The sequence below is a fragment of the Salinibacterium sp. genome, assembly GCF_031364185.1.
Lineage (GTDB): Bacteria > Actinomycetota > Actinomycetes > Actinomycetales > Microbacteriaceae > Rhodoglobus.
In genome coordinates, this window is sequence record NZ_JANLVV010000313.1 from 1 (window position 1) to 20,185 (window position 20,185).

The 20,185-nt window shown below is 65.5% G+C and carries 24 protein-coding genes; 18 read left to right on the forward strand and 6 right to left on the reverse strand.

Features of this window, described 5'->3' with window-relative positions; translation table 11 throughout:
- The 6 genes from hemB to RMN95_RS13595 form a co-directional block, all read left to right on the forward strand.
- On the forward strand, positions 1 to 869 hold an 869-nt coding region (hemB, locus tag RMN95_RS13570), incomplete at its 5' end, for a porphobilinogen synthase (RefSeq protein ID WP_309617441.1).
- Positions 866 to 2,155: a glutamate-1-semialdehyde 2,1-aminomutase gene (gene hemL, locus RMN95_RS13575; protein WP_309617442.1), complete on the forward strand. Its 1,290-nt coding sequence runs from the start codon at positions 866 to 868 to the stop codon at positions 2,153 to 2,155. The genes hemB and hemL, both read left to right, overlap by 4 nt.
- Before the next feature lie 152 nt (positions 2,156 to 2,307).
- Positions 2,308 to 2,613, forward strand: a complete 306-nt coding sequence (locus tag RMN95_RS13580) for a YtxH domain-containing protein (RefSeq protein WP_309617443.1) — start codon at positions 2,308 to 2,310, stop codon at positions 2,611 to 2,613.
- 7 nt (positions 2,614 to 2,620) lie between these two features.
- The gene (locus tag RMN95_RS13585; RefSeq protein ID WP_309617444.1) at positions 2,621 to 3,037 is read left to right on the forward strand and encodes a phage holin family protein; all 417 of its coding nucleotides are present in this window, start codon (positions 2,621 to 2,623) and stop codon (positions 3,035 to 3,037) included.
- A complete protein-coding gene (locus RMN95_RS13590) occupies positions 3,034 to 3,258 on the forward strand; it encodes a DUF3618 domain-containing protein (RefSeq protein ID WP_309617445.1) in 225 nt (74 codons plus the stop codon). Before RMN95_RS13585 ends, RMN95_RS13590 begins: the two co-directional genes overlap by 4 nt.
- A 64-nt stretch (positions 3,259 to 3,322) precedes the next feature.
- Positions 3,323 to 4,087, forward strand: coding sequence for a uroporphyrinogen-III synthase (locus RMN95_RS13595; protein WP_309617446.1), 765 nt, complete (start codon positions 3,323 to 3,325; stop codon positions 4,085 to 4,087).
- 42 nt (positions 4,088 to 4,129) lie between these two features.
- Here RMN95_RS13595 and RMN95_RS13600 read toward each other — a convergent pair whose 3' ends face one another.
- Positions 4,130 to 5,155, reverse strand: coding sequence for a 6-phosphofructokinase (locus RMN95_RS13600; protein WP_309617447.1), 1,026 nt, complete (start codon positions 5,153 to 5,155; stop codon positions 4,130 to 4,132).
- Positions 5,156 to 5,289: 134 nt separating this feature from the next.
- On the opposite strand from RMN95_RS13600, the gene RMN95_RS13605 reads away from it, so the two are divergent.
- The 7 genes from RMN95_RS13605 (at position 5,290) to RMN95_RS13635 (ending at position 10,544) form a co-directional block, all read left to right on the forward strand.
- On the forward strand, positions 5,290 to 5,643 hold the full coding sequence (locus tag RMN95_RS13605) for a DUF4190 domain-containing protein (protein WP_309617448.1): 354 nt from the start codon (positions 5,290 to 5,292) through the stop codon (positions 5,641 to 5,643).
- 163 nt (positions 5,644 to 5,806) lie between these two features.
- On the forward strand, positions 5,807 to 6,736 hold the full coding sequence (locus RMN95_RS13610) for a DNA-3-methyladenine glycosylase family protein (RefSeq protein WP_397545111.1): 930 nt from the start codon (positions 5,807 to 5,809) through the stop codon (positions 6,734 to 6,736).
- A gap of 168 nt (positions 6,737 to 6,904) precedes the next feature.
- On the forward strand, positions 6,905 to 7,381 hold the full coding sequence (locus RMN95_RS13615; RefSeq protein ID WP_309617450.1) for a hypothetical protein: 477 nt from the start codon (positions 6,905 to 6,907) through the stop codon (positions 7,379 to 7,381).
- Between the two features lie 82 nt (positions 7,382 to 7,463).
- Positions 7,464 to 7,991, forward strand: coding sequence for a hypothetical protein (locus RMN95_RS13620; protein WP_309617451.1), 528 nt, complete (start codon positions 7,464 to 7,466; stop codon positions 7,989 to 7,991).
- Positions 7,988 to 8,464 (forward strand): hypothetical protein, encoded by a 477-nt coding sequence (locus RMN95_RS13625; RefSeq protein WP_309617452.1) that lies wholly within the window; start codon positions 7,988 to 7,990, stop codon positions 8,462 to 8,464. The genes RMN95_RS13620 and RMN95_RS13625 overlap by 4 nt, the downstream gene beginning before the upstream one ends.
- Complete coding sequence (locus RMN95_RS13630) at positions 8,461 to 10,293, forward strand: LamG domain-containing protein (RefSeq protein WP_309617453.1); 1,833 nt, start codon at positions 8,461 to 8,463, stop codon at positions 10,291 to 10,293. The genes RMN95_RS13625 and RMN95_RS13630 overlap by 4 nt, the downstream gene beginning before the upstream one ends.
- Before the next feature lie 101 nt (positions 10,294 to 10,394).
- The gene (locus tag RMN95_RS13635; protein ID WP_309617454.1) at positions 10,395 to 10,544 is read left to right on the forward strand and encodes a hypothetical protein; all 150 of its coding nucleotides are present in this window, start codon (positions 10,395 to 10,397) and stop codon (positions 10,542 to 10,544) included.
- A 14-nt stretch (positions 10,545 to 10,558) separates the two neighbouring features.
- Here RMN95_RS13635 and RMN95_RS13640 read toward each other — a convergent pair whose 3' ends face one another.
- Both RMN95_RS13640 and RMN95_RS13645 read right to left on the reverse strand, forming a co-directional pair.
- The gene (locus tag RMN95_RS13640; protein ID WP_309617455.1) at positions 10,559 to 12,097 is read right to left on the reverse strand and encodes an NAD(P)/FAD-dependent oxidoreductase; all 1,539 of its coding nucleotides are present in this window, start codon (positions 12,095 to 12,097) and stop codon (positions 10,559 to 10,561) included.
- Positions 12,090 to 12,593: a MarR family winged helix-turn-helix transcriptional regulator gene (locus RMN95_RS13645; RefSeq protein ID WP_309617456.1), complete on the reverse strand. Its 504-nt coding sequence runs from the start codon at positions 12,591 to 12,593 to the stop codon at positions 12,090 to 12,092. The genes RMN95_RS13640 and RMN95_RS13645 overlap by 8 nt, the downstream gene beginning before the upstream one ends.
- Before the next feature lie 75 nt (positions 12,594 to 12,668).
- On the opposite strand from RMN95_RS13645, the gene RMN95_RS13650 reads away from it, so the two are divergent.
- Positions 12,669 to 13,247 (forward strand): NAD(P)H-dependent oxidoreductase, encoded by a 579-nt coding sequence (locus RMN95_RS13650; RefSeq protein WP_309617457.1) that lies wholly within the window; start codon positions 12,669 to 12,671, stop codon positions 13,245 to 13,247.
- Between the two features lie 68 nt (positions 13,248 to 13,315).
- Positions 13,316 to 13,642: an antibiotic biosynthesis monooxygenase gene (locus RMN95_RS13655; protein WP_309617458.1), complete on the forward strand. Its 327-nt coding sequence runs from the start codon at positions 13,316 to 13,318 to the stop codon at positions 13,640 to 13,642.
- 105 nt (positions 13,643 to 13,747) lie between these two features.
- On the opposite strand, the gene RMN95_RS13660 is transcribed toward RMN95_RS13655, so the two are convergent.
- On the reverse strand, positions 13,748 to 14,632 hold the full coding sequence (locus RMN95_RS13660) for a LysR substrate-binding domain-containing protein (RefSeq protein WP_309617459.1): 885 nt from the start codon (positions 14,630 to 14,632) through the stop codon (positions 13,748 to 13,750).
- Positions 14,633 to 14,752: 120 nt separating this feature from the next.
- Here RMN95_RS13660 and RMN95_RS13665 point away from each other — a divergent pair, with 120 nt between their 5' ends.
- Positions 14,753 to 18,226, forward strand: coding sequence for a proline dehydrogenase family protein (locus RMN95_RS13665; protein WP_309617460.1), 3,474 nt, complete (start codon positions 14,753 to 14,755; stop codon positions 18,224 to 18,226).
- A 156-nt stretch (positions 18,227 to 18,382) separates the two neighbouring features.
- Here the strand turns inward: RMN95_RS13665 and RMN95_RS13670 are convergent, their stop codons facing one another.
- Positions 18,383 to 18,604 carry a hypothetical protein gene (locus RMN95_RS13670; RefSeq protein ID WP_309617461.1) on the reverse strand — a complete coding sequence of 74 codons (222 nt, stop codon included), beginning with the start codon at positions 18,602 to 18,604 and terminating at the stop codon, positions 18,383 to 18,385.
- A 281-nt stretch (positions 18,605 to 18,885) separates the two neighbouring features.
- On the opposite strand from RMN95_RS13670, the gene RMN95_RS13675 reads away from it, so the two are divergent.
- On the forward strand, positions 18,886 to 19,455 hold the full coding sequence (locus tag RMN95_RS13675; RefSeq protein WP_309617462.1) for an isochorismatase family protein: 570 nt from the start codon (positions 18,886 to 18,888) through the stop codon (positions 19,453 to 19,455).
- A gap of 82 nt (positions 19,456 to 19,537) precedes the next feature.
- Complete coding sequence (locus tag RMN95_RS13680) at positions 19,538 to 19,786, forward strand: antitoxin (RefSeq protein ID WP_309617463.1); 249 nt, start codon at positions 19,538 to 19,540, stop codon at positions 19,784 to 19,786.
- Positions 19,787 to 19,917: 131 nt separating this feature from the next.
- Here the strand turns inward: RMN95_RS13680 and RMN95_RS13685 are convergent.
- Positions 19,918 to 20,185: PLP-dependent transferase (locus tag RMN95_RS13685; protein ID WP_309617464.1), on the reverse strand; the 268-nt coding region annotated here is incomplete at its 5' end.

Below are 20,185 nucleotides of genomic sequence, written 5' to 3' on the forward strand. Positions count from 1 at the left end.
AGGGCCTCAGCGAGCCAATGCCGATCTCGTCGATGCCCGGCGTCGTACAGCACGGCCTCGACTCGATGCGTCGCGCGATTGCCGAGGCCGCAAATCTGGGCGTCGGCGGCGTGATGCTGTTCGGGGTTCCCGAGCACAGGGACGCGGTGGGCAGCGGGGCAACCGACCCTGAGGGCATCCTGAATCTCGCCACGCGCGCCGCGGTTGCCGAGGCCGGCGATGCCCTGGTCGTGCAAACCGATCTCTGCCTGGACGAGTTCACCGACCATGGCCATTGCGGCGTGCTGGATGCCCGTGGCCGGGTAGACAACGACGCCTCCCTTGAGCGCTACCGAGACATGGGGGTGGCCCAGGCCGAGGCCGGATCGCAGCTTCTGGGTCTCAGCGGCATGATGGACGGCCAGGTTGCGGCAGTGCGGGATGCCCTTGATTCCGCCGATTTTACCGAAACCCCCTTACTCGGTTACGCCGCGAAGTACGCCTCGGCGTTTTACGGCCCCTTCCGCGAGGCCGTGCAGTCGACGCTCCAGGGCGATCGGCGCACGTACCAGCTTGATCCGGCCAATCGTCGCGAAGGTGCGCGCGAAGTGCTGATCGACGTTGCCGAGGGCGCCGACGTGGTGATGGTCAAACCGGCGATGAGCTACCTGGATGTGCTGGCGGATGCCTCCGGCTCCAGCCCCGTGCCGGTCTGGGCGTACCAGGTCTCGGGCGAGTACGCGATGATCGAGGCCGCCGCCGCCAACGGCTGGATCGATCGCGAGCGGGCCGTACTCGAATCGGTGACGAGCATCGTTCGGGCGGGTGCCGACGCCGTGCTCACCTATTACGCCAGTGAACTGGCGCGCAGCATAAGGAGCACAGTATGACCACCAACGAAGAGGCCTTCGCCCGCGCACAGGCTGTTCTGCCGGGTGGGGTCAACTCGCCGGTGCGCGCGTACGGTTCGGTCGGCGGCGCGCCGCGCTCCATGGTGTCGGCGAGGGGCGCCTACGTGACCGATATCGAGGGTCGCGAGTACGTGGACCTCATCACCTCCTGGGGCCCGGCGATTCTGGGGCACGCGCATCCGTCGGTGGTCGAGGCGGTGCAGCAGGCGGCTGCGCGCGGGCTCAGCTTCGGGGCATCCACTTCGGGAGAATCCGAGCTCGCCGAGCTCGTGATCGATCGCGTCGGGTCGATGATCGAGCGTCTTCGATTGGTCTCGACCGGGACGGAGGCGACTATGACGGCCATCCGCCTGGCCCGCGGATTCACTGGTCGTGACCTGCTAGTGAAATTTGCCGGGCACTACCACGGTCACTCCGATGGCCTGCTGGCCGAGGCAGGCTCGGGACTTGCTACCCTCTCGATCCCGGGCTCCGCCGGTGTGCCCGCGGCCATCGCGGCGCAGACGATCGTGATCCCCTATAACGACATAGCTGCCGTTGAGCACCTATTTGCGGAGCGCGGCGATGAGATTGCTGCGATCATCACCGAGGCCGCCGCGGCGAACATGGGCGTTGTAGCGCCTCTGGATGGCTTCAACGCGCAGGTGACGCGCATCGCTCATGAGCACGGTGCTCTTGTCATCATCGATGAGGTGCTCACGGGCTTCCGAGTGGGCCCGGCTGGCTGGTGGGGGCTCGACCGGAGCTACCAGCCCGACCTGGTCACCTACGGCAAGATCATCGGCGGCGGGCTCCCGCTGGCCGCCCTCGGGGGGCGCGCCGAGGTGATGAACATGCTGGCGCCGCTCGGGCCGGTGTATCAGGCGGGCACGCTCAGCGGCAATCCGGTGGCCGTCGCGGCCGGTCTTGCGACACTGCGGGCCGCGGATGCTGCGGTCTACAGTCATGTCGATGCGACGGCATCCACCATCTCCAGTGCGCTGTCGGCGGCGCTGTCGGCCGAGGGCGTCGCGCACAGCGTGCAGCATGCCGGCAATCTGTTCTCCGTGGCCTTCCGCGATACCCCGCCGGTCAACTACGCCGACGTGAAGGCCCAGGATGCGTTCCGTTTCCCGCCCTTCTTCCACGCGATGCTCGATGCGGGGGTGTCGCTTCCGCCCAGTGTGTTCGAGGCGTGGTTTGTTTCGGCGGCCCATGATGACGCCGCTGTGTCGCGAGTGCTTGGCGCTCTGCCTGCCGCCGCGAAAGCCGCCGCCGCGGCTTGAGATCACCCGTATTGCCGGAAGAGAATGCGCACCTTAGCGCCCGACCCGCTGCGAGGGAACCCCACTTCACTCGCCGACCTCGCGAGGCCGGCGGCACTATGTTTGAAGCGTACGGGTGACGTGGTATCCGGCAAAGAGAGTGGAGTGCACGTATGAAGGGCAAGATTCTCCTGGTAGTCGGAGTAGGCATTGGCTACGTGCTGGGTGCCCGCGCGGGGCGCGAGAGTTATGACAGGATCGCCGCCGCCGCAGACAAGTTCTGGAGCAGCCCTCGCGTGCAAAAGCGGGTCAACTCCGCCGAAGATTTCGTGAAAGACAAGGCTCCGGATGTCGCGGACTTCCTTGCCGACGGCGCGAAGAAGGTTGTTCGGCAGGTGTCAGGCTCGAAGTCGGCCGAGACTAGAACGTCGGGTAAGTCGGCCACGAAGTCGACCCGCTCGACGACCCCGACGAAGTAGGCACCCTATGACAGGCGAACGCGGCGAGACGTCCAGGCGCTCGCTCTTCACACTCATCGGGAACCTTCCCACCCTGCTCATCGACCTGGTACGCAATGAACTTGAGTCGCTGAAGAACGAGATCGCCGGAAAGCTCAAGAGTGCCGGCATTGGTATCGGCCTGCTGGCCGGGGCCGTCTTTATTGCCCTTTTCGCGCTCATGGTGCTGATCGCCGCGGCCGTTCTGGGGCTGGCCACCGTGCTTCCCGCATGGGCCGCCGCGTTGATCGTCGGCGGAGTCATCCTCGTGATCGCGGTGATTCTCGCCCTGGCCGGAATTGGCGCCCTTAAGAAGGGCGTTCCGCCCGCCCCCACCGACACGATAAAGAGCATCAAAAAGGATGTCCGCACCATCAAGGGCACCGAAAGGAACGTGACCTCATGAGCGACGTCGAATCCCGGATTGCAGCATCCCGCGCAGAGCTCGAGGCGACCCTCGACGCCATCGAGGATAAATTGAACGTGCCCAAGCGGATGGGCGAGCTTACCGAGAGGGCGAAGAGCTCCTACGAGTCCAACCCGGTGCCGTGGATCATCGGCGGCCTGGCCGCAGCCGTGGTTGTCGTAGGTATCGTTGCCTGGGCGATCCTCAGCAACGACGACTAATTCGGGCTCGGTCGGTCTTGAGCCGCGATTCGCTTGTGCGGGTGTGGTCGAGGAAGATGGTGGCATGACAGCCAAACCGCTCAGCGGTTGGCGTGTGCTGGTTCCCCGAGGCGGTAAATGGGGGGACGGTGTCGCGGCCACCCTCCGATCCTTCGGCGCTATCCCCGTGGTGGCGCCCATGATCAATTTTGCCAGCGCCGATGACGGCCCGGCGCTGGTCAATGCCATGCATGAACTCTCGGATGGCCAGTTCGACTGGGTTGTCATTACGAGCGCCACGACTGTCGATGTCTTCGTGGGGCAGGGTGCGAAGATCCCGCCCGGAACTCGCATTGCGGCTGTGGGGGAAACCACTGCTGCCGCACTGTCGCTCGCCGGGTACCAGGCAGACTTCGTTCCGGTCGTCGACAATTCTGCGCGCGGGCTGGTCAAGGAATGGCCGAAGACCGCCATCAGTGGTCGCGTGCTCGTGCCACAGTCGGACATCGCCGAGCCAAACCTGGTCGCGGGTCTCGGTCGGCTCGGCCTGGACGTCAAGTTCATCTCGGCCTATCGCACGGTGGGGGTGCCGGTGTCTGACGCCGTTCGCGCTGATGTGGCATCCGGTCGCATCGGAGCCCTGTTGGTGAGTTCGGGATCGGTTGCCCGCCAGATTGCGGCCCAGCTGGTACCGCTGCCCGAAACCACGGTCGTCGCCTGCATAGGCCCACGCACCGCGTTCGACGCACGGGCGGCCGGGCTCAGTGTGGATGTGATTGCCGACTATCGCTCGGCCGATTCACTGATCGCCGCACTGGTCGAATACGCCAGCCCCGGCAGCGTCGAGTAGTCGCGGCTGATCGGCCTCTCTCCGACCGCGATCGAGTGCGGCTCAGCCGAAGAGGATGGCGGCCTCGTCATAGCGCGACTGTGGCACGACGTTCAGCTTGCCAAGCGCGTCTTCGAAGGCAACGTGGGTGATGGTCGTTCCGCGGAGAGAGACCATGCGACCCCATCGCCCGTGGATGACCGAGTCGACGGCCGCCATGCCGTAGCGGGTAGCGAGCACGCGGTCGTAGGCCGTCGGGGTGCCACCGCGCTGGATGTGCCCGAGAGTGGTTGAGCGAGTCTCGATGCCAAGGCGAGCCTCAATCTCCTGGGCGAGGATGTCGCCGATTCCGCCGAGCCGAGGCCGACCGAATGCGTCGAGCCCGCGCTCAGAATGTGCATCGTCCATGGTGTCGAGTTTGAAGCCTTCGGCGACGACCACGAGTGGTGCGCGTTTTCGGTCCATCACGGATTTCACCCACGCGCAGATCTGTTCGATGCTCGTCTTCTGCTCGGGGATGAGAATGGCGTGGGCGCCAGCGGCCATCCCGGAATGCAGCGCGATCCAGCCAACATGGCGACCCATCACCTCGGCGACCATGCATCGGCCATGCGAGTCTCCCGTGGTGCGAAGCCTGTCCATGGCGTCGGTGGCGATCTGGGTCGCCGTGTCGAAACCGAAGGTGTAGTCGGTGGCCGAGAGGTCGTTGTCTACCGTCTTGGGAACGCCCACGATCTTGATGCCGGCATCCGTCAACCTCTTGGCGGCCGCAAGCGTGCCCTCGCCTCCGATGGCAATGAGGGAGTCGACGCCCAGCCGCTCCATGTTGTCCTGCACGCGCGCCGCGCCACCATCTCCCTCGAAGGGGTTGGTCCGCGATGTTCCCAGGATCGTCCCGCCCTGCTTGCTGATGCCCTGGATGTCTTTTCGCTCCAGGGGGATGACGTCTCCATCGACCACCCCGCGCCATCCATCCCGGAACCCCACGAACTCGCGGTTGTAAATTTGGGTGCCCTTGAGCACGGCACCACGGATGACGGCGTTGAGCCCGGGACAATCGCCCCCGCTGGTGAGGATTCCGATCTTCATGCAATCCATCATGGTGCATCTGCACCAACACGCCGTGACGGGGAGCCCTATCCATAGCGCTCAGTGCTCGCGCGACGATATAGTCGGCCCGTTGAACACCACTGTTCAGAAATTCTCACCATCAGGAGCACACTATGACCGATCCCATCATTCCCCCGGCCCAGCCGGCTCCCACCTACGCGGCGGCAGCCACCCCGGCAACGTTCCCCGGCAAGACGCTCGGCATCGTCGCAATCCCGGTCGCGATCTTCTTCTCAGTGATTGGGATCATCCTGGGTTTCGTCGCGAAGAGCCAGTCGAAGAAGGTCGGCACCAAGAACACGCCAGCCACTGTGGCCATCGTGATCGGGTTCGTCATCACGGCGCTGTGGATCATCGGTGTGATTGCCGCGATTGCCGCGGCAGCCGCCCTGATCTCGTCGCAGTGCGCCGGCCTCGACTCGGGTGTCTACACGACCGATACCGGTGTGACCGTCACCTGCCCATAGTCTCGGCAGAATGCGGCGCCCCGGATGAGTCCGGGGCGTCACTTCGTTAAGCCAGCGTGCGTTAGTACAGCGTGACGCAGACAGTGCGGTGGAGCGCGCCCGCCGTTCGTGCTGCCATGCTCCCGTCGGCGGGTGGACGTATGGTCGTACTGTGACCAGTGCGATGGGCCGTGCCGCGGAAGCCCCGCTCTCCACCACATATGCGCCTGAGCAGCCCGTAAGTCTGTCGCAAACATTGCGACCGCTGAGCCGCGGTCAATTCGATCCGACGTTTCGAGTGGAAACGTCAGGGCACTGGCGCACCCTGCGTACCCCACAGGGCGGCGCGACACTGCATCTCGAACGTCGACAGCATGGGGTCGACGCGACGGCGTGGGGCCCCGGAGCGGAGTGGGCCATCGAGGGTGTGCCCGAACTTCTCGGCAGCGGAGACGATTGGAGCGAGCTGAATGTCTCGAGCAGCCCGTTTCTTGCCGAAACCCAGCGTCGCAATCCGGGGCTGCGACTGCTGCGAACCCGGCAGGTATTCGAAATGCTCACCGCCGCGATCTTCGAACAGAAGGTGACGGGCAAGGAAGCCAGGCACTCGTGGCGGGTTCTCATCACGAAGTACGGCGAGCCTGCCCCGGGGCCTGCTCCGGCGGGGATGATGGTGTTCCCCGCGGCCGAGACCTGGCGACGGGTGCCGTCGTGGGAGTGGCACCGCGCTGGGGTCGGACCTGAGCGGTCTGCCACGGCGTTGCGCGCGGCGGTGGTCGCGGCATCCCTCGAGCGAACCATCGACCACGGCCGTGACGGTGCCGCGGTGGCAAAAAAACTGCGCAGCATTCCCGGTATCGGCGTGTGGACCGCGGCGGAGACGACGCAGAGAGCCCACGGCGACCCCGACTCGCCGAGCGTGGGCGACTATCACCTCCCCGCGCTGGTGGGCTGGGCTCTCGTCGGCAGGCCTGTAGACGATGATGGGATGCTCGAGCTGTTGTCAGCCTGGGAGGGCCATCGCCAGCGCGTGATGCGGCTGATCGAGGCTAGCGGATTCGCCAAGCCGCGCTTCGGCCCTCGGATGACCGTGCAGGACCATCGCGCGCACTGAGACGAGACGCCTAGGCAGCGGGCTAACGGGTACAGGCCGAGTCCGCTGTTGAGGGGCTAGGCCATGTACCCCGACTCGTCTAGACTGAGAAAAGTTCAGGCCATCAGGCACGAACAGGGGGCCGCCGTTGGTGTGCTTTTTTCTTAATCTCATTTTTAGGGGCACATCATGCGCACCACATCGAAAAAGCCGCTCGCCATCGTGCTAGCGACCATCCTGCTCGTCGGCGTTGGCGGCGCGGCAGTCGCCTATTGGACGAACACCGGAACGGGCACCGGAAACGGGGCCACCGGCACCAACCAGGCCATCACCATCAATCAGACCTCCGCGGTCGCTGACCTCAAGCCCGGCGGCGCACCGCAGGCGCTGAGCGGAAACTTCAACAACCCCAACACCGGCAGCGTCTACGTGAATCAGGTGACGGTCGCGGTGGGAACGGTGACGAAGGCTGTCGGCGCGCCTGTGGGAACCTGCGATGCAACCGACTACACCATCGCGGGTTCGCCGATGACGGTCGCGGCGCAGGTGCCCGCGGGCAACGGCGTCGGCGCGTTCTCGGGAGCCACCGTCGTTTTCAACAATAAGGCGACGAACCAGGACGCGTGCAAGAATGCGACCCTGACGTTCACGTACACCTCCAACTGAGCATGAGTGGATGATGCGGCCATGGGGTCGCGTCATCCACCCCCCTTCTGCTCTCGTTCCCCCGCGACGTCAGGACCCGATGATGACTGCAGCTACTGCGCCCCGGCGTATGGCGCTGGCGTTCCTGATCGGTCTGCTGGGCGTCGTGACACTCGTCGGCGTGAACGCGTGCATCACCGGCGGTGACAACCGAACCGGGTCGATCTCCACGGGTAAGGACACGCTGCCGATCGACATTGACATCGAGTCGTTTTCCATTTCGGGTTCACTCGATGCACCGCTTCGGCCCGGGTTATCGTCGTCGCTCGATCTGGAACTAAAGAATCCCTACGGCCAACGATTACGCATCCGGGATCTTGCCGTTGCAGTTGAATCGGTGAAGGCACCAAACGAGACGGCGGCGTTGCCCTGCACCGCGGGCGACTTCGCGACGACACCTGCGACGGGAACCATCGCGCTGCCCGCTCGGTCCGCGACAACACTGTCTGCGCTCGGCCTGGATGAAGCGTCGTGGCCGCAGGTTGCGATGCTCAACACCAGCACGAACCAGGACGGGTGCAAAGACGCCACCCTGATACTGAGCTATACCGCCACCGGGGAAACACGATGAGCCGCAGGATGCGCATTCTCACCATCGCCGCCTGCGTCGGGCTGCTCGGTGCCGCGGCGGGCACGGCAGCCGCCTTCTGGCGCGGACCGGGAGCCGGAAACGGAGCGGGAGCGGCGGGCACAACCGCCGCCATCACACTGACAGCGGGCTCCGTCTCGGCGGAACTCTATCCTGCTGGCACAGCGAAAGTATCGACGACCGCAAACAACACCAATGGCGCGAGCGTGCGCATCGGTTCCCTTGCGCTCGACACCACGCGCGGAACGAATGGGTTCACCGTCGATGCCGCACACAGTGGATGCCCGGTCTCAACGTTCGGATTTACAACGCAGTCGAACGGGGGCGTTGGCTGGACCATCCCCGGAAATGGCTCACTCGCGATCTCGATGCCCGATGCTCTGGCCATGGCCGCGAATGCCGCCAACGCGTGCCAGGGCGTCATTGTGACCGTCTACCTCAAGGCACAGCCATGATCGCGGCACGCGCAGCGATATGTCGGCCGGGATCGGCTGCACGCCTGGTTGCCATCGCCGCCATGGTCGCCCTTCTCCCCCCGATCGTGGTGGCCGGCCCCGCCTCCGCGTACTGGTCGGTTGACACCTCCGCCACGAGCGTCGGGGCCGCGAGCGCCGCCACCGTCAACTCGGGTTCCACACCGACGGCAACTGTGGCGAACAGGAACCAGGTGACGGTGAATTGGACCGCAACGACACTCTCGAACGGTGTCGCAGTCACCGGATACGCCGTCACTCGCTACAACTCTGCCAATGTCGCCCAGTCGACGTTGGCGGGGTGCGCGGGCACGATCACCGCCACCACCTGCATCGAGAATGGCGTTCCCGATGGACTTTGGACGTATCGAATCACCCCTCTGCTGCAGAACTGGGTCGGTGTCCAGGGAACCGCGAGCACCCAGGTTCGTACCGACACCACGGCTCCGGTCAACAACATCAGCGTGAGCACTCCGAGCAACGCTCGTGTCGTCAAGAACGGCGACACCGTCTGGGTGCGAACCAACGACGCGGCGGGGTCGTTCACGCTCTCCAACGCACTCACAGACGCGGGAGGCTCTGGGGCTGCGTCGAGCAACACCGGTGGGCTCGGAGGCACGACAACGGGATGGAGCCACACGCCCTCGTCCGTGTCGACGCCCGTCGGCGGGCCGTTCGTCTCCAACGCTTTCAGCTGGACATCCAATGCGACGGGTGCGCCAGTAGTGGGTGTCGCCGGCGTAGACAACTACGGCAACACCGCCAGCGCCACCATCGCAATCAAGCCGGACAATACCGCCCCGACTGGCGGCGCGATCAGCTACCTCAACGGAACCACCACGTCCAAGACGCAGTCGATCAGCCTCGCCGCGATCTCTGATGCGGAATCAGGCGCCGTCGCGGGAAGTCGCATTCTCCAGCGTTCCATCGCACAACTGACCGGCAGTACCTGCGGCGTATTTGGCAGCTACATCGACCACATCACCAGCCCCGCGACACTTCCCACCGCGCAGACGGTGGCCACGCCAGCGGGATTCTGCTACCGCTACCAGTATGTTTTCACCGACAGCGTGGGAAATCTCACCACCACCGTCCCCTCCAACGCGGCGATAGTAACCGTGCGTTCATATTCGACAACGGTGGCGGCGACCGGCGGAATTCTCAACTACTACCGCATGGCCGATACCAACACCACTATCGCTGACAGCATGCCCGCCGCCAATAACGGAACCTACGTCAATGCGCCGCTCGGAGGCCAGGCCGGAGCCCCCGGGACCGACACGAACACATCGGTGCTGTTCGACGGGGTCGACGACTATGGCACGATTAACCGCCAGATTCAGAACGACTTCTCCATCGAGTTCTGGTTCAAGTCAACCCAGGGCCGCGGCAACTCCACCAATTGGTACGACGGAGCGGGACTGGTCGACGCCGAAGTCGGCGGGATTTCCAATGACTTCGGCATCTCCCTCATGGCAAACGGCAGGGTTGCGGCTGGCACCGGAAATCCGGACAGCACAATTCTGTCGGCCGCTGGTTTCAACAACAATGCATGGCATCACGTGGTCTTCACTCGCACCGCGGCATCCGCATCTCTCGTGCTGTATATCGACGGAGCGCAGGTGGCGACCGGCACGGGCGGCACGCAGCCGTTGAATGCTTCGGCCAAGATCTCCTTTGGTCACATTCAGACGTCTGCCGCCGCGGGGACGAGCCACTACGCGGGCAACCTCGACGAGATAGCGATCTATAACGCGCCGCTCACGCTCGCGACAGTCCAGGATCACTACCAGGTTGGCATCCTGCCATAACGGCGGGATGGCCTGACCCGCTGCACATGCTCGTCCGGACCCTCATCCACATGCTCCGCCGTTGTCGCCGAACGGTGTGGGGGTTACACGATGTGGGTCGCGTGACCATCAGAGTGCTTCCGACCGACCTCGACGTGCTCGGGCACATGAATAATGGCGTGTACTTCTCGATCATGGAGTGGGTCGTCGACTGGAGCAACAGCATCGTGCTGCCGCTCACCCGGGAAGCTGCCCCCAGCGAGTGGGCGTAGCGAACCGCTTCGGCTCAGGATGCCTCGAGCACGGCCATCGCCGCGTTGTGGCCGCCGATCGCGCTCACGCCGCCTCCGCGCTGCGCCCCCGCCCCGCACAGCAGGATCCGAGGATGCGCCGTCGCGACGCCCCAGCGCTCGGCCGGGGTCGCAAGGGGGGCATCATCTTCCGCGAACGGCCAGGCCAGCGGGCCGTGGAAGATGTTGCCTCCGGGGAGGTTCAGTGCGTGCTGGAGGTCGAGGGTCGTCTTGCATTCGAGGGTGGGTTGCCCCGAGGCATCCACCAGTAGTAGATCTTCGATCGGTTCGGCCAGCACAGAGTTGAGCGAATCGATCGCGGCCGCCCGCAGGGTCGCGCGCATGGCGTCGTTGTTCGCTTCGGTGACCAGCCGGTCAGGGGTGTGCAGGCCGAACACGGTCAGGGTCTGGGCACCGGATGCGCGCAATTCTGGTGAAAGGATGCTGGGGTCGGTCAGCGAATGACAGTAGATTTCGCAGGGCAGCGGGCTCGGCACCGCGCCCGTGCTTGCGGCGGCAAACGCGGTATCGAGCTGTGACCACGTTTCATTGATGTGGAACGTGCCACCGAACGCCGCCGCCGGGTCGACATTCGCGTCGCGCAGCCGCGGCAGCCGTGAGACGAGCAGGTTGAGCTTGACCTGGGCGCCCTCGGGGCGATCGTCGGGACGGTTGCCGAGCAGTTTCTCCAGCTCGTAGGGTGCAACGTTGGCAAGCACCCAGGCCGCGCCCAGGGTGTGTTCACTGCCGTCAATCCGGTAGGTGACCTCGCCGTCCGGTGTGATGGCCGTCACCGTGGCGCCGGTCAAAATCTCGGCGCCCGCGATGCGTGCCGCCCTCGCCAGTTCGCCCGTAACAGCGCCCATGCCGCCGACCGGCACATCCCAGTCGCCCGTTCCGCCGCCGATCACGTGGTACGCGAAGCAGCGGTTGGCGGCGAGGGATTCGTCGACGTTGGGAGCGAAGGTGCCGATCAGTGCATCCGTCAACACCACGCCGCGCACGAGATCGTCGGCGAAGGTTGCGGCGATGGTGGTGCCGATGGGATCGTCGATGAGTCGTGACCAGAGCGCATCGTCCCCCACGGCGGCGCGAGCCTCGGTGCGGGTCAGCAGCGGTTCGGTGACCGTCGGGAAAAGGGTACGAGCCAGTCTCGCCGTGCCCTCGTAGAACGTGGTCCAGGCCGCGGCGTCACCGCCGAGTGCGCGGGCGGTGGCGGCGGCATCCACGTTGTCCACCAGCAGGCCGCTGGAGCTTCCGGGGACGGGAGTGTAGGAGGAGTAACGACGGCGAGCGAGGGTGATGTCGAGACCCAGGTCGCGGATGATGCGCGCAGGAAGCAGGGACACGAGGTAGGAGTATCGCGAGAGCCGGGCATCAACCCCCTCGAACGTAGCGGTGGACACGGCGGCCCCGCCCACGTGGTCAAGTCGCTCAAGCACCGTCACTGTCTTGCCGGCGAGAGCGAGGTAGGTGGCGGCGGCGAGGCCGTTGTGGCCACCGCCGACGATGACGACGTCGCGCAGGTCAGACATTCGCGCGGGCCCGGGGAGCCGAGGAGGGAGCTATCTCATCGCAGACCGGCGGGTTGATCCGGTCGAGTACTTTGCGGGATGCCTCAGCGATCGTCGCCTTCTCCTCCTCGGTGAGCGCGTCAAAGAAGTACTCACGTACGGCAGCGCGATGCTCATCCACCGCACCGAGAACCGAGCGACGGCCATTGGCGCTCAGTGCGATCCACACTCCTCGAGCATCGTCGCCACACTCCTGCCGGTGAAGGAGGCCGCGTTGCTGCATGCGGGTGATCTGGTGCGAGACGCGGCTGCGTTCCCAGCCGATGAGGTCGGCAATCCGACCAGAACGCAGGCGGTGTCCGGGCTCTTCGATGAGTGCAGAGAGGATGTCGAAGTCGGCGGTGGAGATAGCCGCGTCGGACTGCAACCTGCGCTCCATTGCGAGCTCTAGCTGGCGGCGCATCGCCGAGAAAACGCGCCAGAGTTCCTGCTCTCCCGGATACTCCGCGTCTTTCATAACATCATTCTACTACTTAGTTGACATGTCATCTAAAATCAGGTTAGCGTGACGTGTCAACTATGAAAGGAAAATATGTCTGAGCTGAAGATTGGAATCATCCTTGGCAGCACTCGCCCTGGGCGCAAGGGCGAAAAGGTCGCACGTTGGGTTCTCGAACAGGCGTCAAATCGAAGCAGGGCCAGCTACGAGCTGATCGATCTCGCCGACCACCCGCTTCCTCATCTGGACGAGGCGATGCCCCCGATGATGGGCCAGTACGCTCACGAGCCCACGAAAGTCTGGGCTGCAACGATCGCGAAGTACGACGGCTACATCTTCGTCACCCCCGAATACAACCATTCAACCTCCGGCGTGCTGAAGAACGCGATCGACTACCTGTACCGCGAGTGGAACAACAAAGCGGCTGGTTTCGTGAGCTACGGCTATAACGCGAGCGGCGCGCGTGCGGTCGAGCACCTTCGACTCATCGTCGGCGAACTTCAGATCGCAGACGTACGAGCCCAGGTGGGAGTGTCACTTGCGACGGACTACGACAATCTCGCATCGGGCAACGCCGCGCCAAGCCTTGAGTCGAACCTGACCGAGATGTTCGACCAGGTGGAGTCCTGGTCTGGCGCGCTCAAAGGTGTGCGTGACGGAGCGTCTCACTAGGCTCCTACGTTCAGCGTGCGGTGTGAGGATGGAGTGAGCCCACCATTCCTACCTCGCAAAGGATTGCCATGACCGTCATCAAGATCAACGCCATCACCGTCGCCGCCGACAGCGGAGACGAGCTCGCCAAGCGGTTCGCCGCGCGCGCAGGGGCGGTAGACGGCCAGGCCGGCTTCGAAGGATTCGAGCTGCTGCAGCCCACCGATGACCGCAACACCTGGCTGGTCATCACGCGCTGGGCCGACGAGGAGTCGTTCCAGGCCTGGGTGAATTCCCCCGCCTTCGGGCACGGACACCGCAGCGAGGCGGAGCGTTCGGGGCAGCCCGCTCCGGCTCACGTCGGCGTGAGCAGTGAGCTGTGGTCATACGCGATCGCGGGCGGAACTTCGGCCTAGACGGCCTGAAGGCGAAGTCAGAGTGCACTAATGGCCCCTCCTGTTGCCGGGACGGGGCCACTAGTGCACTCTGAGATCGCGAACCGGCGTTCGGCAGAGGGTAGTTCAGACGAACTCGACCGCCCGTGCCAGCACATCTCGAGAGGCCTTGACCGCGGGTCTGCTGGCGCTGGCATGCCTCGCGGCGGTGAAAATAGTGCGCCTCGGCTCGCCGTGAAGTTCCAGTAACCGGATGCCCGGCGCGCGTCCGGCCCACACCAGGTCCGGCAGCACGGCGACCGCATGCCCACTCTCGATGAGCCGGATCTGTGCCTGGAGGTCTGCCGTCTCGAATCTCACGTCCGGCTCAAATCCGGCCTGGCGACACAGCTGTTCGGCCCAGTGCCGGGATGCGGTGCCGCGGGGCTCCATTACCCAGGCGCTGTCACGCGCCTGGGTCAGCGAGGTGCCCGTGAAGCACGGCGGGACGCCGAGTCGTAGTGCGTCTTCGCCCAGGCTGACCCGGTCGAGGTCGGCCTGACGCGGGGCCGCATGGCCCGGATACTGCTCGGCGATGACCAGGTCGAACTCGCGTGTCCAGGTCTCGAACAGGGCGCTCTCGGGTTCGCGTTGGGTGACCTCGATGCGCAATTGTGGGTATTCCGCCCCGAAGATAGTGAGCGCCTGCGGGATGATGCCGAGCGCCGCCGACTGGAATACCGCCAGTCGCACAGTTCCGGTGACTTCGGTCAGTGACTGGTCGAGCTCCGACTCCATCAGTTCAAGCCGGTCGAGCAGCACGGCGGTGTGCTGCACCAGGAGTTCGGCCTGGGGCGTGAGCTGCACCCGGCGTCCAGACTTCTCGAGCAGGGGAACTCCCGCCTCGGACTCGAGCAGGGCAAGCTGCTGCGATACGGACGACGGAGTGTACGAGAGCGCGGCCGCAACGGCGGCGATGGTGCCCCGCAGCTTGAGTTCGCGCAGCAGGCGCAGTCGGCGCACATCGAGCATGGGGCATCCATTCACTAAATTCTTCTAATGGATATTGTGCACTAACCATCGCTTTTGCTACGCATACTCGGGCCAGCAGACTGAAACCATCGGCCCCACAGATAGCAAGGGAATATCCTCATGAGCATGTCACTCGAGCATTCCCACGCGAGCAGCACCCCCACCGACCTCGCCGATGACACCGTCGCGACCGTGGGCCGCTGGCTCGCGGAGAGTTCTGCGGTGAAGGCAGACGCCAGCGCCGCCAGGCTCGCGGGCCTTCTCAAAGACCCGAAAGGTCTGGCGTTCACCATCGGCTTCGTCGACAAGGTAGTACGCCCGCACGACCTGCGGGTCGCCGGCCGCAACCTCGAGAAGCTCAGCCACAGCATCCCCTCGTTCCTGCCGTGGTACCTGCGTGCAGCGATCGTCGCGGGCGGCGGATTCGCGCCGATCATCCCCTGGCCAATCGTGCCGATCTCGCGCTGGGTGTTGCGGCGCATGGTGGGGCATCTCGTCATCGACGCGACCTCCGAGAAGCTCGACAAGACGCTGCGGAAGCTGCGCACCAGGGGCATCAGGCTGAACCTGAACCTGCTCGGGGAGGCCGTGCTCGGCGATGAAGAGGCTAACCGCCGCCTGGAGGGCACCCGCGCCCTACTCTCGCGTGACGACGTCGACTACGTGTCCATCAAGGTGTCGTCGGTGGCCAGCCAGCTCTCGATGTGGGCGTTCGACGAAATGGTGGCCGAGGTGGTGCAGCGGCTGACTCCGCTGTACGAGCTGGCCGCGGCATCCCCCACCGCCAAATTCATCAACCTCGACATGGAGGAGTTCAAAGACCTCGACCTCACCATTGCGGTCTTCGAGAGACTGCTCGACCAGCCCCGACTGCGTAACCTCGAGGCCGGTATCGTGCTTCAGGCATATTTGCCGGATGCCCTGGCCGCCCTGCAGGGACTGACCGAGTGGGCGACCGCACGTCGGGCTCGCGGCGGTGCGGGAATCAAGGTGCGGGTGGTCAAGGGTGCCAACCTCGCGATGGAACAGGTGGACGCAGCCGTGCACGGCTGGCCGCTGGCGACCTGGGGATCGAAGCAGCAGAGCGACACCAACTACAAGCGCGTGCTCGACTGGGCCTTCACCCCGGAGCGCACCGACGCCGTGCGCATCGGGGTCGCCGGTCACAACCTGTTCGATGTCGCCTACGCCTGGCTGCTCGCGAAGCAGCGCCGCGTTGAGAACCGCGTGGAGTTCGAGATGCTGCTCGGCATGGCGACCGGGCAGGTTGACGCCGTTAAGCGCGACGTCGGCGGCCTGCTGCTGTACACACCGGTGGTGCACCCTCGCGAGTTCGATTCCGCGATCAGCTATCTGATCCGACGGCTCGAGGAGAACGCATCGACCGAGAACTTCATGTCTGGCGTCTTCGAGCTGGCGGCCAATCCGCACGTTTTCGAGCGCGAAGAGCAGCGCTTCCTGGCCTCCCTGGTGCAGTTGGATGACACGGTTCCCCCGTCGAACCGGGTGCAGGATCGCGCGCACACGCTCGAGGTCTCCACGTCGCACGGGTTCGATAACGAAGCCGACACCGATCCGTCGATTGCGGCCAACAGGGCCTGGGCGAAGGGCGTGATCAAGCGCAGTGCAACCTCGATTCTGGGCGCGGCCACCATCGACGCGGCCAGGGTCAACGACGTCGAGGTGTTGAACCGGCGCATCGCCGACACCGTGAAGGGCGGCGACCGCTGGGGTGCCCTGCCCGCGGCCGAGCGCGCCCAAGTGCTCCGCGACGCAGGCGACGTGCTCGCCGCGTTCCGTGGTCGGCTCATTGAGGTCATGGCCAGCGAGACCGGCAAGACCATCGCCGAGGGGGATGTCGAGGTCAGCGAGGCCATCGACTTCGCCCGATACTATGCCGAGCGCGCCCTCGAACTCGACCAGATCACCGACGCCGTCTACACCCCGCCGCGGCTGACCGTCGTCACACCGCCGTGGAACTTCCCGGTCGCCATCCCCGCGGGCTCCGTACTGGCGGCGCTCGCCGCGGGCAGCGGCGTCATCATCAAGCCCGCGGGACTTGCCCGTCGCGCCGGCGCCGTCATGGTCGAGGCGTTGTGGGAGGCCGGGGTGCCGCGCGATGTGCTCACCCTGATGGAGGTGGGCGAGCGCGAACTCGGGCAGCAGCTGGTGTCGCATCCTGCCGTCGACCGCGTCATTCTCACCGGCGGCTACGAGACCGCCGAGCTCTTCCGCTCCTGGCGGCACGACCTGCCGCTGGTGGCCGAGACCAGCGGCAAGAACGCGATCATCGTCACCCCGAGCGCCGACCTGGACCTGGCGGTGGCGGATGTCGTCAGGAGCGCCTTCGGCCATGCCGGGCAGAAATGTTCGGCGGCGTCGCTGGTCATCCTGGTGGGCTCCGTCGGCTCGAGCGAGCGGTTCCGCCGCCAGCTGGTCGACGCGGTGACCACCCTTCGCGTGGGCTACCCCCAGGATGCGACCACCCAGATGGGCCCGATCATCGAGCCCGCCTCCGGGAAACTGCTGCACGCGCTGACAACGCTGTCGGAGGGCGAGCATTGGCTCGTGAAGCCGAAGAGTCTCGACGAGTCGGGCAAGCTGTGGTCGCCGGGGGTGCGCGCCGGAGTTGCCGCTGGCAGCGAGTTCCACCTCACGGAGTACTTCGGTCCCGTGCTCGGCGTCATGACCGCGGCCACGCTCGACGAGGGCATTGCGCTGCAGAATGCTGTCGACTATGGGCTGACTGCGGGCATCCACTCGCTGGATACCGTCGAGGTCGCGCGCTGGCTCGACACGGTAGAGGCGGGCAACCTCTACGTCAATCGCGGAACCACCGGCGCCATCGTGCGGCGCCAGCCGTTCGGCGGCTGGAAGCGGTCCACGGTGGGCACGTCGGCGAAGGCTGGCGGCCCGAACTACGTGCTCACGCTCGGGCGGTGGGGCGCTGTTGAAGCGGAGCCCCGCAATGACATCTTGCTTCCGGGGATCTCTGACCGCGTGGCATCCGTCATCAAGAAGGCTCAGGCCGGCCTTGACTTCCCCGACTTCGACCGCGTTCGCCGCGCCGCCCAGAGCGACGAGAAGGCGTGGGCTGCCGAGTTCGGTGTGGCTCGGGATGTCTCGGCTCTCGGCGTCGAACGCAACGTGTTCCGCTACCGGCCGGTGCCCGTCACCCTGCGCCTGAGCGAGGGCGAGCCGCTCGGCCACATCGTGCGGTTACTCGCGGCTGCGAGCCGCGCCGGAGCCGCCGTCGACGTCAGCTCTGCCGTTCCCCTGCCCACGCCCCTGGTGCAGACCTTCGGAGATCCGGCCGCCGCCGTGCTGGTGGGTGAGCTCACCGTCGAGTCGGATGCCGCGTGGCTGGCGCGCGTGCGCACGCTCGACACTGCCCGCGTGCGGCTCGTCGGCGGAGATCCACTCGCGCTGGCCGAGGCGCTGCACGGCAATGTGGATGTTGCGGTATGGAGCGGACCGGTCACCACCGCGGGCCGCATCGAGCTGCTTCCGTTCCTGCACGAGCAGGCGATCAGCATCACCGCGCACCGCTTCGGTAACCCTGACCCCGAGATGGCGGGGCTGCGGGTCGAGTAGGCGCGCGGGGGCTGGCGCGGCCGCGCCGCCGGGGCTGCGCCGCGGTGGCTGCTCACGCGAGCTCTTGCCGTGGCATCCACTATTCATAGTGCAACTGTGGCCCCGTCGCGTGAGTCGGAACGGCCAAGACTGCGCTCTCAGTTAACGTCACCGCTACTATTTGTTCGGAGTTTCCTCATTGGCGACGGCCTCTACCCAGTCGACATCGGCGTCGGAGAGCCCGCCGTCGGAGAGATCCGTGTCGGAGAGCCCGCCGCCGGGCCCTCCCGCCGCGGCAATCTCAACGATCACGTGCGGGGGTATGGTGTCGCCGTTATTGTCGACCAGCCACTTCTGCGTCGACGACTCGAGCTTTGGCCACCATTGCGCAATATCCATGGGGCTCAGTGTGGCACTCGCCACCTCGAGCAGAATGGATGAGTCCCAGAACGGCGCGAAAGCGGAGCACACAGTGGCAGGGCGCCGCTCGCTGCCGCCGCAGCTCTTGTGCCGCGACATCCACAGCGAGAGCGCAGTCGTGGCCCCGTCACGTGAAGTTGAAGGGCTACAAGTGCGTTCTGAGTTGTCGCTATCGCCCCTGTTCGGCCGAAGTTCCGTCGGTGGCGACCGCTGTGGTCATGATGATTGTGGATGTCTGTGCCCCGTCCTAGCCTGAGCGCATGAGCACACTGGCTGATCGGCCCAACACCGCACTTCTTGTGATCGACGTGCAGGAGGGGGTGGTGCGTGAGGCCTGGCATCGGGATGCTGTCGTCTCGCGAATTGGTTCTCTCGTCGACAGGGCACGTGACGAGGGCGTCCCCGTGGTGTGGGTGCAGCATTCCGACGCTGAGCTGGCGAAGGGGAGCACGGTTTGGCAACTGGTTCCCGAGCTGTCGCGGCGCGAGACCGAGCCGCTGGTGCACAAGTTGTACGGTGACTCGTTCGAGGCGACAGATCTCGAAAAGGTGTTGGCGGGTGCCGGGGTTGGGCGGCTCGTTGTGGTCGGCGCTGAGACGGATGCGTGCATCCGGTCGACCATCCATGGCGCGTTCACCCGTGGCTACGATGTGACCCTCGTCGGCGACGCGCACACCACCAGCGACCTCAGCGAGTGGGGGGCGCCAACGCCAGACGCCGCCATTGCGAATGTCAACCTTTACTGGCAGTACCAGTCGGCGCCGGGCCGGACCGCGGGCGTCACCAGCACGAGCGACGTGGTGTTCGGGGGTGCAGCTTCAGGCCAGTAGGCACGCCGTGGCGTGGCCGATTCCGGAGAGGCGGCGCACGCCGAGGGTGGCGTAATTCCCTCTCTCCGACCACACTGTAGAAGTGCCGTTAGGCACTCTTAGCGACGAGGAGAACATCATGGGACTCGAGGACATCACGGGCAAGGCGCAGGAGTTTCTCAACGACAACAAGGTCAAAGACGCTCTGAACAGCCAGCAGGCCGAAGACATCAGCGACAAGCTTCTCGATGGGGTTGCCGGAGTGGCCGACAAGATCACCGGTGGCAAGTTCGCCGAGCAGATCGACGGCGCTCGGGATGCTGCAGACGGCGCGGTCGGCACAGAAAAGTAGGTCGCGCCGCGAGGCAGGACAGCAGCGCTGAGCGGGCGAGTACCGCTGACGTAGTCAGCTCCGTCGGTCACCCGGTCGCGGCAAGCGCGCCATTCGCGCGCGTGCCGCGCCTGGGTCTGGCAGGCCGCTGTTCAGCGCTGGCAGTGCTCGAGGGCCTGCAGGATGTCGGCGAGCAGGTCTTCGACGTGTTCGAGCCCGATGGAGAGTCGCACGATTCCCGCACCGGGCCTGGCCGAAGCCTCCACCGGTCGGTGGGTCAGCGACGCGGGATGCTGCACCAGCGAGTCGATTCCGCCGAGCGACACGGCGTGCGACACCAGCCGAAGCGCCTCGGTGAAGCGCACTGCCGCGTCATACCCGCCCGCCAGATCGAGGGCGATGAGTGCGCCAGCACCCGAG

What these genes read in the sequence shown, in the direction of transcription:
- hemL (WP_309617442.1), top strand. Translation starts at nt 866, where the DNA reads ATGACCACCAACGAAGAGGCCTTCGCCCGCGCACAGGCTGTTCTGCCG.
- RMN95_RS13580 (WP_309617443.1), top strand. Translation starts at nt 2,308, where the DNA reads ATGAAGGGCAAGATTCTCCTGGTAGTCGGAGTAGGCATTGGCTACGTG.
- RMN95_RS13585 (WP_309617444.1), top strand. Translation starts at nt 2,621, where the DNA reads ATGACAGGCGAACGCGGCGAGACGTCCAGGCGCTCGCTCTTCACACTC.
- RMN95_RS13590 (WP_309617445.1), top strand. Translation starts at nt 3,034, where the DNA reads ATGAGCGACGTCGAATCCCGGATTGCAGCATCCCGCGCAGAGCTCGAG.
- RMN95_RS13595 (WP_309617446.1), top strand. Translation starts at nt 3,323, where the DNA reads ATGACAGCCAAACCGCTCAGCGGTTGGCGTGTGCTGGTTCCCCGAGGC.
- RMN95_RS13600 (WP_309617447.1), bottom strand. Translation starts at nt 5,155, where the DNA reads ATGAAGATCGGAATCCTCACCAGCGGGGGCGATTGTCCCGGGCTCAAC.
- RMN95_RS13605 (WP_309617448.1), top strand. Translation starts at nt 5,290, where the DNA reads ATGACCGATCCCATCATTCCCCCGGCCCAGCCGGCTCCCACCTACGCG.
- RMN95_RS13610 (WP_397545111.1), top strand. Translation starts at nt 5,807, where the DNA reads ATGGGCCGTGCCGCGGAAGCCCCGCTCTCCACCACATATGCGCCTGAG.
- RMN95_RS13615 (WP_309617450.1), top strand. Translation starts at nt 6,905, where the DNA reads ATGCGCACCACATCGAAAAAGCCGCTCGCCATCGTGCTAGCGACCATC.
- RMN95_RS13620 (WP_309617451.1), top strand. Translation starts at nt 7,464, where the DNA reads ATGACTGCAGCTACTGCGCCCCGGCGTATGGCGCTGGCGTTCCTGATC.
- RMN95_RS13625 (WP_309617452.1), top strand. Translation starts at nt 7,988, where the DNA reads ATGAGCCGCAGGATGCGCATTCTCACCATCGCCGCCTGCGTCGGGCTG.
- RMN95_RS13630 (WP_309617453.1), top strand. Translation starts at nt 8,461, where the DNA reads ATGATCGCGGCACGCGCAGCGATATGTCGGCCGGGATCGGCTGCACGC.
- RMN95_RS13640 (WP_309617455.1), bottom strand. Translation starts at nt 12,097, where the DNA reads ATGTCTGACCTGCGCGACGTCGTCATCGTCGGCGGTGGCCACAACGGC.
- RMN95_RS13645 (WP_309617456.1), bottom strand. Translation starts at nt 12,593, where the DNA reads ATGAAAGACGCGGAGTATCCGGGAGAGCAGGAACTCTGGCGCGTTTTC.
- RMN95_RS13650 (WP_309617457.1), top strand. Translation starts at nt 12,669, where the DNA reads ATGTCTGAGCTGAAGATTGGAATCATCCTTGGCAGCACTCGCCCTGGG.
- RMN95_RS13655 (WP_309617458.1), top strand. Translation starts at nt 13,316, where the DNA reads ATGACCGTCATCAAGATCAACGCCATCACCGTCGCCGCCGACAGCGGA.
- RMN95_RS13660 (WP_309617459.1), bottom strand. Translation starts at nt 14,632, where the DNA reads ATGCTCGATGTGCGCCGACTGCGCCTGCTGCGCGAACTCAAGCTGCGG.
- RMN95_RS13665 (WP_309617460.1), top strand. Translation starts at nt 14,753, where the DNA reads ATGAGCATGTCACTCGAGCATTCCCACGCGAGCAGCACCCCCACCGAC.
- RMN95_RS13670 (WP_309617461.1), bottom strand. Translation starts at nt 18,604, where the DNA reads ATGGATATTGCGCAATGGTGGCCAAAGCTCGAGTCGTCGACGCAGAAG.
- RMN95_RS13675 (WP_309617462.1), top strand. Translation starts at nt 18,886, where the DNA reads ATGAGCACACTGGCTGATCGGCCCAACACCGCACTTCTTGTGATCGAC.